This is a genomic window from Flexivirga sp. YIM B11880 (assembly GCF_058148645.1).
The window spans coordinates 76285-91077 of sequence record NZ_JBMAMH010000005.1 but is presented as its reverse complement, the minus strand read 5'-3'; the positions used below and the strand labels follow the sequence as shown (position 1 = coordinate 91077).

Here is a 14793-nt window from a genome sequence, read left to right as displayed (position 1 = left end):
CCGCGGTCAGTGCGACCGGCCGGTGATCAGCGGCCACATCGGCTGAACCTGTCGGCTGTCGGAGGTGAAGCCCAGCTTGGGCAGCCCGAGGCCCTCCTCGATGGTGAGCAGCATCGAGTAGTGGTTGTATGCCGTGTCGTCCGTGACGTGACGCGGGCCCTTCGAGGTCACCACCACCATGGGGACCAACCCACCGCCATACACGCCACCCGGCCAGTCCGCGCTGACAGCCGGATCACCCGCGGGCAGCACCGGCGAGTCGCAGCAGCCGGCGGTGGACAGGTAGTAGTTGTCGGCCGGGTTCGAGCCGTCGTAGTCGGTCTCGTCGGCGGTGACGAAGATGACGCTGTTCGGCGTCCACGCCTTGCTGTGCCTGATGGTGTTCACCGTCTTCTTCAGGAACGCGTCGGCCTTGGCCTTCAGTGACTCGTCGGCGGCGTCACCGGAAGTGTCGCTGTAGGGACACGGGGTCTCCGCGTGCCCGGCGATCGAGCTGTAGACGCCACCGTGCATGTCGTTGCACTGGTCCGGGCTGATCCAGACGTAGCGCGGTGCATGCGGCGAATTCAGATCATGCCTCAGGGAATTGATCGGCTTCACCTGCGCCATCCGTGCGGCGTTCTCGCGCACATCGGTGTAGAGCGCGAAGGGATTGTGCTTGCTCGCGTAGAGCGCGCCGCCGGTGGCCGGCCACTGGTCGGGCAGGTAGCCCGCGGACGGCATCGCGTCCATGTAAGCGCCCCAGCTGATGTGTGCGGCGTCCAGTTCGTCGACGATGTTGGTGTGGTCGTAGTGGTTGGTTCCGGAGTTCGTCGCCGTCGGGTACCAGCCGTTGTCGTTGTTGACGTCCCAGTTGGATCCGCTGGTCGCCGCGATGTAGTTGGGCTCGCTGGTGTGGGTGACGCCGTAGTATTGCGTCGCCTGGTTGTATGACGCGACCAGGCTGTTCAGGAACGGCATGTTCGGGTCGCCGATCACGTGATCCTGCGCGTGGTTCTCCTCCATGATGATGAACACGTGGCCCAGCCGGTGGCTGTGTGCGTGGGCGTTCGGACTTCCGGACGCCGGTGCGGTTGCTGCGAATCCGAGTGCCGCTGCGGCGACAAGCCCGCCGCCGAAGATCATCCGGCGACTGCGGCGCGACGGTGATGCCGACATATCTGGCCTCCATTTCAGGGTGTGCTCCGTTGCACCGGCACGACGTTTCTCCTGCTGCGTGGAAGCTGTCAATCAGCTGGTACAGCAACCATCCAGCAGGCTCTCGCAAGGTGCCGAGGAAACTCGGAGGAAAGCCGTCGTGGGCGGACATGGCCTGCGACGCTTGACTGTGACGTTACGTCACAGTCGATGATCGGAGCATGCGCGTCAAAGAGTTGGCGGACCTGACCGGCACCACGGTCCGGACCATCCGCTACTACCACCAGATCGGATTGCTTCCGGTTCCCGAGGCGACCGGAGGGGTGCGCGACTACGGCATGACACATCTCGCCCGGCTGGTTCGAGTGCGCTGGCTGGTGGGATCCGGAGTGCCGCTCGCGTCCGTCCGGTCGATGATCCAGCAGTCCGATGGGGACCCGGACGAGCGGGTCGCCGTCCGCACCGACCTGGGCGTGACCCTGGCCGGCGTGGACGAGCGGATCGCCGAGCTCCGCCGGCAGCGGCAGCAGTTGGTCAGCCTGTTGCGGACGACGGAAGAGGGTGGACCGGTGTCGCCCATGCCGAAGGCCGTGCACCGGATGTACGACCGGCTGATCGCGCGCGTCGCTGACGAGGAGGTGGCGGCACTCATCGCGGCCGAGCGGCAAGTGGTCGAATTCGCCTGTTATCGCGGCCAGTTGCCGACGATGATCGTCGAGCTCGCCGAGCGGTTGACCGACGAGCAACTCGACCTCATCGTTCCGCTCTTCGTCGAGTTCCGGGACCTCAACCGGTCGATGGCGACGCTGTCCGAGACGGAGCTGCATCGCCGGGTCGACACGATGGCGGAGCACGCGGTCGATTTCGTGGCGACCCTCGGGTTCTCACCCGTCGAGATCCTGAGCCTGCTCGAGCAGGCGTCGCTGAGCTCCGGCGAATACGTCGGCTATGCGACGACGGAGCTGTTCGCCAAACCCTTGCAGGAACGCTTCCAGATCGGGCTCGCGACCGGGTTGCAGCGACAGGGACTGCTGCCGGCCGAGCCGAAAGGTGCCAACTCATGACCAGTCAGTCCACGACACAACGTGCGCACGAGCACTCCTCGACGGTCGACCCCGTCATCGCAGTGCGCGGCCTCACCAAGAGCTTCGGCCGCTTCCGCGCCGTCGACGACCTCGACCTGGGGGTGGAGCGGGGCGCCGTGCACGGCTTCCTCGGACCGAACGGCGCCGGTAGGACGACGACCATCCGGGTGCTCCTGGGCCTCTATCGCAGAGATGCGGGGCAGGTGACGGTGCTCGGGCGGGATCCCGCCACCCAGAGCGCGGCCATCAACCGGGACCTGTCGTATGTCGCCGGGGAGGTGACCCTCTGGTCGACGCTCACCGGAAGGCAGACGCTCGACGTGCTGGCCGGACTGCGACGTGCCGCCGGTGGCGACTACGACGACGACCGGGAACGCGCGCTGATCGAAGCCTTCGCGCTCGATCCGACGAAGCGCATTCGCAAGTATTCCAAGGGAAACCGCCAGAAGGTCATGCTGGTCGCAGCCTTCGCCGCACGCACCGAGCTGCTCATCCTCGACGAACCGACCTCCGGGCTCGACCCGCTGATGGAACGCACCTTCGCCGACTGTGTGGAACGGGCGACGGCCGAGGGACGCACCGTCCTGCTGTCCAGCCACCTTCTCGGCGAGGTCGAGCAACTGTGTGACGCCGTCACGATCATCAAGGACGGCCGGTTGGTGGAGACCGGACAGCTCTCCCGGATGCGCCACCTCGCGGCGTCCACGATCAGCGCGGTGGTGTCCAGGGACCTCGCCGACCGGGTCGCCGACGAGGTGGTGACGTTGCTCGGCCGGCAGACTGCCGTGACGCGGAACGCATTGCCGGACAATGCAGTTCGCGTGGAGGCGAGCGTGCCCCAGGAGGATGTCGACCGCATCCTGCAGACGCTGCTGCGAGCACGCCCGACCGACGTGCGCTGCACTCCGGCCAGCCTCGAGGACCTTTTCCTCCGCCACTACCGGGTGGCGGCGCGATGATCGGCCCGCGCGGGATCGGTCCCGCACGTCTGTTGCTGCGCACGCACCGCGCGCGCATTCTCGCGTGGTCGGTGCCCTTGGTGGCGCTGCTCGCGGTCGTGGCACCGTCATACGCCGCGACCTATCCGCGGCTGGACCAGCGCCGGCATCTGGTGAGCAGTCTGGGCGACAACGCGGCCACCCGGTTGCTCTACGGTCCGCTGCCCACGCCGGGAACCATCGGTCAACTCGTGGCGTGGGAGATGGGAACCTACCTGATCATCGCGTCATCGGTGATGGCGCTGCTGCTCGGGGTGAGTTTTGTTCGGGGCGCGGAGGATTCGGGTGTGGCGGAGCTGGTGCAGGCATGTGGGCACACCGCTGCCGACCGGCTGCGCGCCGGACTGGTCTCCGTCACGGTGGTCACGCTGGGCCTCGGTTTGACGGTCGCGGCGGTGGAGCTGGTGGAGGTGCCGTTCGTCGACGAGCTGACCTGGCAGGGTGCCGTCGGGCTCGGTGTCGTCACCGGCTGCTGCAGTCTCTGCTTCGCCTTGCTCGGCCTGCTGGCCGGCGAGGTCGCGGACAGCTCGGGATTGGCGAAGTTGCTCGGATTTCTCTGTCTGGCAGCCGCTTTCGCGCTTCGTGCGGTCGCCAACGTGCACGGTGTCACCGTGCTGCGCTGGGTCAGTCCGCTCGCCTGGAGGGATGTCGAGGCGCCATACAGCCAGGACCGGTGGTGGAGCATCGCGGTCTTCCTGGCCGTCTGCGCCGGCCTGGCCGCCGGGGTGTGGCTGCTCGGGAGCCGCCGGGAGTATGCCGCGGCGCCGCTGCACGAGCGCGCGACCAGCGACGACCGGCTGCCGGTGCGATCGGTGTTCGCGCTGACCTGGCATCTCGAGCGGCGTCGGTGGTTCACCTGGGCCGCTGTCGTGTCGGCACTGACCGCGCTGTTCGGCGGGATGAGCGGCAGTCTCGTGCAGTTGCTTCAGGGCGACGCGTCGACGGCGAAACTGATGAACGAGCTGACCGGTGAGCACCGGCTGGACGCGTCCTTCTTCTCGTTCGCCGGGGTGCTGATCGCGTTGCTTGCCGGCTGTTATGCGGTGCCCACCGTGCTGGCGAGCGGCGCGGACGAGGCGGACGGACTGGTGGAGGACCTGTTGACCTGTGGCGTCCCTTGTCGCCGGCCGCTCGCGGCGCGCGCGATCATCGCGGTGATGGGCTCGCTCGGCATGCTCGTTATCGCCGGTCTGGCGGGCGCCGTCGTCACGAGGACCCAGCTGGACGGTGCCGCGGCCGCGCGCAGTTTCGGCTATGTCGTCGGGCAGTGGCCGGCGGTGCTGGCGCTGACCGGAGTAGCGGTGCTGCTGGTGGGCGTGCGGCGGCGCTGGGGGCCTGCCGCGTGGGTGCCGGTCGCGGGCTCTGCCGTGCTCGTGCTGATGGGTTCGGTGCTGCACGCGCCGCACTGGCTGCGGGTGAGTGCGGTCTTCGCGCACGTGCCCGACTATGCCGACGGGAACGGGCCGAGCGCAGGGGTTTTCGTGCTCGTGCTCTGTTTCCTCGTGTGTCTGCCGATCGGCATCGTATGGCGCGGTCGGCGCGACCTGGTGCCGGACTGAAACCGAACGAGCGAGGTCCCCGCCGGGCGCCTGCCCGACGGGGACCTTTCCCCGAGTGTTCGTGATGCGCGCCGATCAGAAGGCGGCAGTGCCGTTCGGCGTGCCGAGACCGGTCGGTCCGTCCCAGCCGACGCCGGCGTTCGACCAGTACTGGTTGGTGCCGTTGCTGCCCGTCGTCACGTCGAACAGCGCCGACTGGTGGGCGTAGGGCAGCGTGTTGGCGTCACCACTGGTGTTGCCGGACAGGGCGTACACCGACGCCACGAGCGGCGATGAGAGCGACGTGCCGCCATACTGCGCCCACGAGGAGGACTTCGACGTGGTCGGAGCGTAGACCGCGAGACCGGTGTTGGGGTCGGCGTCGGCGGACACGTCGGCCATCGCGCGACCGGTGCAGTGTGTCACGGACGAAGACTGGCCGGCGGGTGCCACGTTGGACGTGCTGCAGCCGGATCCCGAGCCGCTCCAAGCTGATTCGGTCCAACCACGGGTGTTGGACGCGGTGTAGAGCGACGTGCCGCCCACCGCGGTCACGTAGTGGGAGGAGGCCGGGTAGCTCGCGCCCTGGTAGCCGTTGTCACCGGTCGATGCCGTCACGGCGATGCCCGGGTGGTTGTAGTAGCTGCCGTAGGTCGAGTCGGGCGCATCGCCGCCGCCGTACGAGTTGGAGATCGCGACGACTCCGGCCACCGTGGCGGCCTGGTTCACCGCTGCGCCCAGATCGGCGAAGGACGCCGACTTCGCTTGGACCAGAAGGATCTTGCAGTCGGGGCAGGCGGCCGAGACGGCGTCGAGGTCGAGCGCCTGCTCCTGCGACCAGCCGACATCGGTGCGCGGCAGGTTGGTGGTGCTCCCGGTCTGGCTCATGATCGTCAGGCAGCCGTTGGCCTTCGTGCAGGACGACAATCCGAACTGCGACCGGTAGACACCGAGGTCGCGCTCGGCGTTGGGGTAGCCGTAGGCGTCGACGATGGCGACGGTCCGGCCGCCGGACTTCAGCCCGGCCAGCTTGTAGGCGCTCTGGATGTCCGTCGGCGTCTTGCCGGAGATCGCTGCGGGCGACACCGGCTTGCCGTTCGCGGCGGCCGGCTGCACTCTGCCGCTGGCGCTGACGTTCTGTCCGTCGCTGTTGACGAGGTGGATCGCATTGCACGCCGCCGAGCCGGCTTTGGCCGTGGCACAGGAGTGCACCGAGCGTACGTCGGGGGTGTGCCCGGCGGCTGCACTCGCGGTGGGAACCATGCTGCCGATCGTGCCGACGGATGCGGCCAGCCCGATGGCGGCGAGCAGAGGGATTTTGCGCATGTGGAACTCCTCAAGGGGGGACGTGCCGAGCAGGATCTGTCTCTCGGCGACGGCTGAGTTTCCTGCTGTGGGTCACCGGTCCGCAATACCCCTGGAGAGATCTTGGGGCGATCTTGACGAAAAACTTGACGGACGGTGAAGTTGCCTTATTCGCTTCTGCCGTTGAGGATCTCGGCCAGCACGGTGGCCTCGCTGATGTCGCTGCGCTTGGCCGCAGTGAGCAGGGTGAGCGGTCCTTTCGCCGCGTCCCGCCGCAGCCGGTCGACCGCCGCCGCGCGCTCGGGCTGCTGCAGCTCCTGCCGGTAACGCTCGGCGAATTCGGCGAACTTCTCCGGGTCGTGGCCGTACCACTTGCGCAGTTCGGTCGACGGCGCCACGTCCTTGCACCAGTCGTCCAGATCGGCCTTCTCCTTCGAGAGGCCCCGCGGCCAGAGCCGGTCCACCAGCACCCGGGTGCCGTCGGAGGGCTCGGGTGCGTCATACGCCCTGCGGACCTGGACCTCGGGTGTGGTCATTCACCCATCATGGGAGCGACCTGCAGGCGGCTGCAACGGTGCTGTGCCAGACTCGGAGCCGGTCCGGACCCGACGAAGGAGAACCAGGTGACCGCCGGCGTCAAACCGCAGCCGATCCTGCAGGAACCAGCGCGCTATGCAATGTTCCTCGTCCTCACGGTGCGTGACGGCGCCGAAGCCGACGTCGTCGAGATCCTGGCGGATGTTTCCGGTCTGACGCGAGCGGTCGCCTTCCGGTCCCCCGAGGATCGGCTCAGTTGCATCGTCGGCATCGGCGCGACGGTCTGGGACCGGATGTATGACGTGCCGCGTCCCGCGGGCCTGCACGTCTTCGAGGAGATCACCGGCGCGAAGCACACCGCGGTGTCCACGCCGGGCGACCTGCTGTTCCACCTGCGTGCGGAGCGGATGGACCTGTGCTTCGAGCTCGCACGGCAGCTGATGATCCGGTTCGCCGACCGGGCCGACGTGGTGATGGAGGTGCACGGGTTCCGCTACTTCGATGAGCGCGACATGCTCGGCTTCGTCGATGGCACCGAGAGCCCTGGCGGGTCCGACGGTGCGGCAGCGGTTTTCGTGGGTGACGAAGACCCGGCATACGCCGGCAGCAGCTATGTGATCACCCAGAAGTACGTGCACGACCTGGTGGCGTGGCGGGCGATCTCGATCGAGGAGCAGGAGCGGGTGATCGGCCGCACCAAGCTGGAGGACATCGAGCTGTCCGACGACGTCAAGCCCAGCAACTCGCACGTCGCGCTCAACACGATCGTCGACGAGAACGGCGTCGAGCACGACATCGTGCGCGACAACATGGCGTTCGGGGAGGTCGGTGCGGGCGAGTACGGCACGTTCTTCATCGGCTATGCCGCGGACTCCGGCGTGACCGAGCAGATGCTGCGCAACATGTTCGTCGGCAAACCGCCGGGCAACTACGACCGGATCCTCGACTTCTCCACTGCCGTCACGGGCTCGCTCTTCTTCGTGCCGACCCTGGACGTCCTCGAGACGGGGCCGCCGCCCGGAGACGATGCCGCGGACGAGACGCCCGTCCCATCAGCCACCGAGCAGGATGCCGGTTCGTTGCGCATCGGCAGCCTGCGCGCTCACGACCACAACGAGAGGTAGACCGTGAACAATCTGCACCGGGAACTCGCACCCATCTCCGATGTCGCGTGGGGGCAGATCGAGGAGGAAGCGCGACGGTCGTTCTCGATCCGAGCTGCCGCACGGCGCATCGTCGACGTGCCGGAGGCGGGCGGTGTCGCGCTGTCGGCGGTGGGCACCGGTCACTTCCACGACCTCGGATCGCCCTCCGACAGCGTTCAGGCGCGGCAGCGCGAAGTGCGGCCCGTGGTGGAGCTCCGCGCCCGTTTCACCGTCAACCGGACCGACGTCGACAACGTCGAGCGTGGTGCGGAGGACTCCGACTGGCAGCCGGTCAAGGATGCGGCGGCGGCGCTGGCCTACGCCGAGGACCGCACTGTCTTCTACGGATCCAGCGACGGGCAGATCGCCGGTATGGCGCCGGAGAGCACCAACCGCAACATCGTGTTGCCGGGGGACGTGACCGAAGCGCCGGCGGCGGTCGCGTCGGCGCTCAACACCCTGCGGCTCGCGGATGTGGCCGGACCCTACAACCTGTTGCTCTCGCCCGAGCTCTACACCGCGGTCTCCGAAACCACCGATCACGGCTACCCGGTGCGCGACCACGTCGCGCGGCTGCTCGGTGACGGCAGCATCATCTGGGCACCGGCGCTCGACGGTGCCCTGCTCGTGACGGGGCGTGGTGGCGACTACACGCTCCAGCTGGGGCAGGACGTTTCGATCGGCTACCTGTCACACGACGCGGACACCGTCGAGCTCTATCTGCAGGAGTCGATGACGTTCCTCGTCAACACCGCCGAGGCGTGTGTGTCGATCTCGTCCTGAGCATGGAGTTGCGTTCGCCGGCCCAGTTGGTGTCGACCCGCGCGCGGACGATGTGGGCCGTCCAGGGCGTCGTGCTGAGCGCCGTCCTGCTCGTGGCCGGGATCATCACGCTGATCGCGGTCGGGGATCTGCCGGGCTGGTCGATCGAGCTCGGCGTCGCAGTGGTGGCAGCGGTTCTCGTCGTCGGTGGGCTGCTCGTGCCGATACTGCGCTACCGCATCCACCGCTGGGAGGTGACCGGCGACGCGGTCTACACGCAACGCGGGCTCCTCACCGTGGAGCAGCGCATCGCCCCGATCTCGAGGGTGCAGACCGTCGACACCGAACGTGGTGCGTTGTCGCGCCTGTTCGGCCTGAGCACGGTCACCGTCACCACGGCGTCCGCCAAGGGTGAGCTGCGCATCGAGGGTCTGGACCGCGAGGTCGCCGAGCGGATCGTGCGCGAGCTGACGGTCGTGACCGCGGCGAGCGAGGGCGATGCGACATGAGCGACCCCCTCGGCCCGCGTGCCGAAAGGCCGGCACAGAGGGTGCCGTCCGCCGATGCGGTCTGGCAACGACTGAGCCCCAGGATGCTGCTGATCCATCCGGTCAAGGAGATCGTCCGCTTCCTGCCCGCACTGATCGCGGTCGTGGTGGCCGGGTCGACCGGAGGGCAGCACTGGTGGGGCCTGGCCGGCGCCGGCGCCGCGATCGGGCTCGGTGTGCTGCGGTGGTTCACCACCAGCTATCGCTTTGCTCCCGACCAGGTCCAGCTGCGGCACGGCCTGATCAACACCACCACGGTGTCCGCTCCGATCGACCGGGTGCGTTCGGTCGACGTCACCGCCTCGGTCCTGCACCGCGTGCTCGGTCTCGCCGAGGTGCGGATCGGCACCGGTGCCGGGGAGAAGCAGCTCCGCCTCGACGGGCTGACCGCAGCCGAGGCGGCGGCGCTCCGTGGCGATCTGCTGCACCGCGCCGGGTCGGCGTCGACGGACGGCTCCACTGCATCGGCCGGCGGCGATGTCGCACCGTCGGGGCAGGCGGCGGTGGCCGGGGACAGTGCGGCGCCCGGAGACGCGGTGGGGGAGGCCCGCCGCGCGGCGGCATACCAACCGGATCTAGTTGTGTACCAACTCAATCCGGCATGGATCCGGTATGCGCCGTTCGGGCCTGCCGGACTGATCGCGGCGCTCGCGATCTTCGGTGTCGGCACGCAGTTCCTCAACGAGTCGGGGCTCGGCTGGGGCCCGAACGGGATCGTCAGCGACGCCGCCGGCCGACTGCGGACGCTCGGTGCGCTGCTCGCCGTGCTCGCCGTCCTGGTGGTGGCGCTGGTCGCGGTGGTGGTTCTGGCCTTGCTCGGCTATCTGTTGGCTTTCCATGGTTTTCGGCTTTCCCGCGACGGCCGGGCGAGCAGCTATCACGTCAGTCGCGGCCTGCTCACCACGCGCGCGACCTCGCTGGAGATCCGCCGGATGCGGGGCGTGGAGATTCACCGGGCCGTGCCGCTGCGCTGGGTGGGTGGCGCGCGTCTGGAGGCGATCACCACCGGCGTCAAGGAGGACGACCGGGGGATGAGCACGACCCTCACACCGCCCTCGCCACTGCCCGTCGTGGTCCGCACCGCGGATGTCGTGCTCGGTGCGGCGGCCGCGGACCTGCCGCTCCGGTCGCACGGTCGGCGGGCGACACGTCGTCGCTACACCCGTGCGATCGGCTCGGCGTGCCTACCGGCTGCGGCTCTGCTCGTCGCGGCGATCGTATGGCGCCTGCCGGCGCTCGGCGCCTGCGCGGTGCTGCCGCTCGTCATTGGCGTACTGCTCGGCCGGAGCCGGGCGCACTGGCTCGGGCACCTCGTCACCGATCGGTTCCTGGTGACCCGCTCCGGCTCGATCACCATGTCCACCGATGTGATCGAGCGCCGGGGAGCGGTCGGCATCACGGTGCGACGGTCGTTCTTCCAGCGCCGCGCCGGGGTCGCCACGGTCGGTCTGGCGACGGCCGCCGGACGCAAGGAATATCGCGTCCTGGACGTGCCGCACGGCGAGGTCGGCAAGCTCGCGGCGCAACTGCTGCCCGGCGACGTCGAGCAATTCCTCCGCTGACAGCCGAGAGGCTCAGCAATGCTCGACAGGCTCAGATAATTGCCCGGGCTCGGGCTGGAATTACTGAGCCTGTCGGTCGTATCTGAGCCTCTCGGCAAAGGGAGTCGGGCGTTAGGCGGCAGGCGTCATACCCAGCTCGGCAGCCACATCCGCCACTGCCAGTGGCTGTAGGGGATGACCTGGGCGGTCCAGATCGGCCAGAAGAAGACGAAGAGGCCGACGGTCACGATCGTGAAAGCGCCCACCGCCGCCTTGCCGATCAGCACCCGCTGGTCGGACGCGCCGGGCCGCGCGAGGACCAGCCCGAGGACGAAGACGCACGCCAGCACCATGTATGGCGCAAACGCGACCGAGTAGAAGGTGAAGATGGTGCGGCTCTGGTAAAGGAACCACGGCAACCAGCCGGCTGCGACACCGACCAGGATGCCGCCGGCGCGCCAGTCGCGGCGGAGCAGCCAGTAGAAGACCAGCACGGCGAGCGCGATCGTCCCCAGCCACCAGATGCTCACCGTGCCCAGCGAGGTGATCGCCTTGCTGCACGCCTGGGCGGTGCACCCGGAGGTGCCCTTCGCGGGCGCCTCGTAGAAGAACGACGTGGGTCGCGTCTGCAGCGTCCATGACCACGGGTTCGACATGTAGGGATGGAACGACGTGATGTCCGCGGCGGACTGGTACATCTGGATGTTGTATTCCCAGAGCGACCGCAGCCAGTCCGGCATCCAGGCGAAGAGCGAGCTGTCCGGTGAGAAGCCGGAGCCCAGGTCGGCGGCGTGCTGTGCGGCCCACTGCCGGTCGTACGCGTCGCTGCTCGCGATCCAGCCGAACCAGCTCGCCAGATAGACGCCGATCGACACCATCAGCACGCTGATGCAGGCCGGCAACGCGTCCTTGACGAAGGTGGCCGACCAGTAGCGGCGGACGCCGACCGCCCGCCGCGCGCCCAGGTCCCAGAAGCAGGTCATCAGGCCGAAGGCGGCCAGGAAGTACAGGCCGGACCACTTGGTCGCGATGTCGAGGCCGAGGCAGCCGCCGGCCACCCACCGCCAGGGTCGCCAGCCCAGCCAGGGCCCGGCGAGCGAGCGTTTGTCCCACGTGCCGGCGAACTGCATCGCGGCGACCTTGTCGGCGAGGATCCGGCGAGTGCGGTTCCTGTCGGCGAGCAGTGCCGTGAACGCCGCCAGGGCCCAGAACATCACCATGATGTCGAGGATCGAGGTCCGCGACATGACGAACTCGGTTCCCTCGAAACACAACAGGATCGACGCGAGGGTCGCGAGGACCGGGGACCGGAAGAGGTGCCAGGCCGCCCGGCCGACGAGGTAGATGCCCAGGGTGCCGAAGAGCGCGACCGCGAACCGCCAGCCGAAGGACGAGTCGATGCCGAAGAGCTTCTCGCCGATCCCGATGAACCACTTACCGATCGGCGGGTGCACCACGAAATCGGGATTGGAACCATAGATGTGTGGGTTGCCCATGGTGAACAACCCGTCGGGGTTGTTGGTGATCAGCGTCGACTTGTCCTGCTTGCGCTCGTAGCCGTAGAGGAACATCGACCAGCCCTCTTTGACGTAGTAGGTCTCGTCAAAGATGAGTTGATGCGGCCGACCGACGTTCCAGAAGCGGATGATGCCGCCGAACACGGTGACGATCGCCGGGCCGAGGAACGCCCACAGCTTGGCCTCGGCGGCGCGCGGGGCGCCGAGCAGTCGGCGCCGCAGCACGGCGCGTCGCTCGGTCAGCGGGTCGCCTGCGGTGCTGTCGTCGGTATCCCGTGCCAACGTGACCGTCACCCGGTGTCCCCTTTTTCTGCGTGGAAGGTGAGCCCAGGTGAGGTTAACGGAGGAAGCTACGAGTCGCAGCTTTCGCCGATGCCAGGCGGGCGGTGGAGCGCCCGATGGGCATAGGCGGAAGCCGCGAAGCGGGCATGCGAGACTGCCGGCATGTCCGACGGTGTGCTGGTGCTGGCTGCGACGCCCATCGGGGACCCGAGGGACGCCGCACCCCGGCTGGCCGCCGAGCTGGCGGGCGCCGACCTCGTCGCCGCGGAGGACACCCGCCGGCTGCGCCGCCTGCTCGACGAGCTGGGCGTGACGCCGCACGGCACCGTTCTGAGCTATCACGAACACAACGAGCGCGCCCGCACGCCGGAGCTGCTCGAGCGGTTGCGCGATGGAGCCCGCGTGGTGCTGGTCACCGACGCCGGTATGCCGTCCGTCTCCGACCCCGGCTACCGGCTGACCAACGCGTGCGTCGAAGCCGGCGTGCGGGTGACCTGCGTGCCCGGGCCGTCCGCCGTGCTGATGGCGCTCGCGGTGTCCGGACTGCCGACCGACCGCTTCTGCTTCGAGGGATTCCTGCCACGCAAACCCGGTGAGCGCGCGCGCCGCCTGGCCGGTCTGGCAGCCGAGCAGCGCACCATGGTGTTCTTCGAGGCGCCGCACCGGCTCGCCGAGATGCTCACGGCGGTGGCGCAGGCGTTCGGGCCGGACCGGGTCGCCGCGGTGTGCCGGGAACTGACCAAGACCTACGAGGAGGTCCGGCGGGACGGGCTTGCCGCGCTGGCGCAGTGGGCGGTGGACGGCGCTCGCGGCGAGATCACCGTGGTGGTGAGTGGCGCGCCGGCGGTCAGCGCATCGGTCGACGACGTGCTGCCCGCCATACTCGGGCGGGTGGCGGCGGGAGAGCGCCTCAAGACCGTGTGTGCCGAGGTGGCAGCAGAGACCGGCCTGTCCAAGAAGGCGTTGTATGACGCAGCCCTCGTCCGCCGCTGACCGCATGCGGCCGGCCTGGCGATGGGGCGGTGTCGCCGGCCTCCTCGCCGCCGCCTTCTTCGCGGTGCTGGCGCTCGGCCGGTGGAACGCCGGCAACAGCGCCGACTACGACCTCGGGATCTTCGCGCAGGGCGCCGACGCGTGGTCGCGAGGACACTGGCCGGTGTCGCACATCCGCGGATTGTCGCTGCTCGGCGACCATTTCAGTCCGATCCTGGCGACCTGGGGCGTCGTCTGGCGGATCTGGCCGACCCCGCCCGCGCTGCTCATCACCCAATCGGTCCTGCTCGGGGCGGCGCTCGGCGTGATCGTCGGGTATGCGCGCCGCCGTGCCGGATGGCGGATCGCGCTGTTGATCGCGCTTGTCGGCACCTTCTCCCGGGCGGTGCTCACGACGGCGATGTTCGACGTGCACGAGGTCGCGTATGCCGCAATTGCCTTGGCAGTCCTGTGCATTGCGTTGCTGCAGCACCGTTTCGGCTGGGCAGTTGCCGCGTCCGCCTGGCTGGTGCTCACCAAGGAGGACCTCGGGCTGACCGTCTTCGCCGCCGGGGCCTGCTGGTGGTGGATGCATCGCTCGGACGGTTGGCGCCGGCCGCTGATCCTCGCGGGGATCGGTGTCGCCGGCGTGATCGTCGCGATGCTCGTCATCGGCGCGTTCGCGCCGGGCAGCGGCACCGGTTATCTCGCCTATTTCGGCGTCGGCAAGAGCAACAAGCTGCCCGTCCCGGAGGACCAGAGCCTCAGCGCGCAACGGCTGTTGCCGGTGCTGATGTATGTCGTGCTCGCGCTCGTCATCGGCGTGCGGTCCAAGCTCACCCTGCTCGCCATACCGACGCTGCTGTGGCGCGGCGCCTCCTCGAACATCCACTACTGGGCGTTGGACTTCCACTACGACGTCATCCTCTGGCCGATCGGTCTGCTTGCCTTCGTCGATTGCGTCGGTCGAGTGCCGGGAGAGCGGAGCGGAGGAGGTGTATCGAGACCAAGGCTGCCGGCATGGGAGAAGACTGTCGTGGGAGTCGCCGTCCTCGCCGGCTTCGCGCTGGCCGTCTCCGAGATGCAGGACCGCTCGGTGGCGCCGTCGTCGCTGTTCCGCACCGCGCCGGTCGTGCACAACATCCGCTCCCTGGCAGCCGACCACCTCCGGCACGGCGCGCGTGTCGCGACCCAGGCGGATGTCGGCGCCTACCTCGTGCCGGAATACGACGCCTATGCACTGCGTCCGGATCAGCACCCGTCCGTCGACTACGTAATGTTCACCAGCAAGCCCAAATGGATCTACCAGGTGCCGAACTGCGCCAAGGCGAAGCTCGTCCGCGAAGGCGCGCAGGTATGGCGCCGCGGCACCGTCACCCTGGTGAAACTGCCGCGCCGGCAACGCGTGACGCCGGCCTGCTGACCG

At 68.6% G+C, this 14793-nt stretch carries 13 protein-coding genes; 9 read left to right on the top strand and 4 right to left on the bottom strand.

Annotated elements, in window-relative coordinates; genetic code table 11:
* Positions 1-6 precede the first annotated feature (6 nt).
* Positions 7-1158, bottom strand: coding sequence for an alkaline phosphatase family protein (locus tag ACN8HC_RS09610; RefSeq protein ID WP_490074608.1), 1152 nt, complete (start codon positions 1156-1158; stop codon positions 7-9).
* 200 nt (positions 1159-1358) lie between these two features.
* Here ACN8HC_RS09610 and ACN8HC_RS09605 point away from each other — a divergent pair, with 200 nt between their 5' ends.
* The 3 genes from ACN8HC_RS09605 to ACN8HC_RS09595 are packed head-to-tail and all read left to right on the top strand — an operon-like array spanning position 1359 to position 4779.
* On the top strand, positions 1359-2201 hold the full coding sequence (locus ACN8HC_RS09605; protein ID WP_490074607.1) for a MerR family transcriptional regulator: 843 nt from the start codon (positions 1359-1361) through the stop codon (positions 2199-2201).
* Entirely contained in the window at positions 2198-3181 is a 984-nt protein-coding gene (locus ACN8HC_RS09600) for an ABC transporter ATP-binding protein (protein WP_490074606.1), read from the top strand. The genes ACN8HC_RS09605 and ACN8HC_RS09600 overlap by 4 nt, the downstream gene beginning before the upstream one ends.
* Positions 3178-4779, top strand: coding sequence for a hypothetical protein (locus tag ACN8HC_RS09595; RefSeq protein WP_490074605.1), 1602 nt, complete (start codon positions 3178-3180; stop codon positions 4777-4779). Before ACN8HC_RS09600 ends, ACN8HC_RS09595 begins: the two co-directional genes overlap by 4 nt.
* A gap of 75 nt (positions 4780-4854) precedes the next feature.
* On the opposite strand, the gene ACN8HC_RS09590 is transcribed toward ACN8HC_RS09595, so the two are convergent.
* The gene (locus ACN8HC_RS09590; protein ID WP_490074604.1) at positions 4855-6084 is read right to left on the bottom strand and encodes a S53 family peptidase; all 1230 of its coding nucleotides are present in this window, start codon (positions 6082-6084) and stop codon (positions 4855-4857) included.
* 146 nt (positions 6085-6230) lie between these two features.
* Positions 6231-6599, bottom strand: a complete 369-nt coding sequence (locus ACN8HC_RS09585) for a DUF488 domain-containing protein (protein ID WP_490074603.1) — start codon at positions 6597-6599, stop codon at positions 6231-6233.
* An 87-nt stretch (positions 6600-6686) separates the two neighbouring features.
* Between ACN8HC_RS09585 and ACN8HC_RS09580 the strand changes: the two genes are divergently transcribed.
* The 4 genes from ACN8HC_RS09580 to ACN8HC_RS09565 are packed head-to-tail and all read left to right on the top strand — an operon-like array spanning position 6687 to position 10617.
* Positions 6687-7724 carry a Dyp-type peroxidase gene (locus tag ACN8HC_RS09580; protein ID WP_490074602.1) on the top strand — a complete coding sequence of 346 codons (1038 nt, stop codon included), beginning with the start codon at positions 6687-6689 and terminating at the stop codon, positions 7722-7724.
* A 3-nt stretch (positions 7725-7727) separates the two neighbouring features.
* Positions 7728-8528, top strand: a complete 801-nt coding sequence (locus ACN8HC_RS09575; RefSeq protein WP_490074601.1) for a family 1 encapsulin nanocompartment shell protein — start codon at positions 7728-7730, stop codon at positions 8526-8528.
* A gap of 2 nt (positions 8529-8530) precedes the next feature.
* Positions 8531-9016, top strand: coding sequence for a PH domain-containing protein (locus ACN8HC_RS09570; RefSeq protein ID WP_490074600.1), 486 nt, complete (start codon positions 8531-8533; stop codon positions 9014-9016).
* Positions 9013-10617: a PH domain-containing protein gene (locus ACN8HC_RS09565; protein WP_490074599.1), complete on the top strand. Its 1605-nt coding sequence runs from the start codon at positions 9013-9015 to the stop codon at positions 10615-10617. Before ACN8HC_RS09570 ends, ACN8HC_RS09565 begins: the two co-directional genes overlap by 4 nt.
* Positions 10618-10742: 125 nt before the next feature.
* Here ACN8HC_RS09565 and ACN8HC_RS09560 read toward each other — a convergent pair whose 3' ends face one another.
* Complete coding sequence (locus ACN8HC_RS09560; RefSeq protein ID WP_490074598.1) at positions 10743-12407, bottom strand: dolichyl-phosphate-mannose--protein mannosyltransferase; 1665 nt, start codon at positions 12405-12407, stop codon at positions 10743-10745.
* Positions 12408-12557: 150 nt separating this feature from the next.
* Here ACN8HC_RS09560 and rsmI point away from each other — a divergent pair, with 150 nt between their 5' ends.
* Entirely contained in the window at positions 12558-13388 is an 831-nt protein-coding gene (rsmI, locus tag ACN8HC_RS09555) for a 16S rRNA (cytidine(1402)-2'-O)-methyltransferase (protein WP_490074597.1), read from the top strand.
* On the top strand, positions 13363-14790 hold the full coding sequence (locus tag ACN8HC_RS09550) for a DUF2079 domain-containing protein (protein ID WP_490074596.1): 1428 nt from the start codon (positions 13363-13365) through the stop codon (positions 14788-14790). Before rsmI ends, ACN8HC_RS09550 begins: the two co-directional genes overlap by 26 nt.
* Positions 14791-14793: the final 3 nt, after the last annotated feature.

Excerpts from the sequence above, each read along its gene's own strand:
- ACN8HC_RS09610 (WP_490074608.1), bottom strand. The coding sequence starts at position 1,158 with ATGTCGGCATCACCGTCGCGCCGCAGTCGCCGGATGATCTTCGGCGGC.
- ACN8HC_RS09565 (WP_490074599.1), top strand. The coding sequence starts at position 9,013 with ATGAGCGACCCCCTCGGCCCGCGTGCCGAAAGGCCGGCACAGAGGGTG.
- ACN8HC_RS09600 (WP_490074606.1), top strand. The coding sequence starts at position 2,198 with ATGACCAGTCAGTCCACGACACAACGTGCGCACGAGCACTCCTCGACG.
- rsmI (WP_490074597.1), top strand. The coding sequence starts at position 12,558 with ATGTCCGACGGTGTGCTGGTGCTGGCTGCGACGCCCATCGGGGACCCG.
- ACN8HC_RS09590 (WP_490074604.1), bottom strand. The coding sequence starts at position 6,084 with ATGCGCAAAATCCCTCTGCTCGCCGCCATCGGGCTGGCCGCATCCGTC.
- ACN8HC_RS09570 (WP_490074600.1), top strand. The coding sequence starts at position 8,531 with ATGGAGTTGCGTTCGCCGGCCCAGTTGGTGTCGACCCGCGCGCGGACG.
- ACN8HC_RS09585 (WP_490074603.1), bottom strand. The coding sequence starts at position 6,599 with ATGACCACACCCGAGGTCCAGGTCCGCAGGGCGTATGACGCACCCGAG.
- ACN8HC_RS09550 (WP_490074596.1), top strand. The coding sequence starts at position 13,363 with ATGACGCAGCCCTCGTCCGCCGCTGACCGCATGCGGCCGGCCTGGCGA.
- ACN8HC_RS09595 (WP_490074605.1), top strand. The coding sequence starts at position 3,178 with ATGATCGGCCCGCGCGGGATCGGTCCCGCACGTCTGTTGCTGCGCACG.
- ACN8HC_RS09605 (WP_490074607.1), top strand. The coding sequence starts at position 1,359 with ATGCGCGTCAAAGAGTTGGCGGACCTGACCGGCACCACGGTCCGGACC.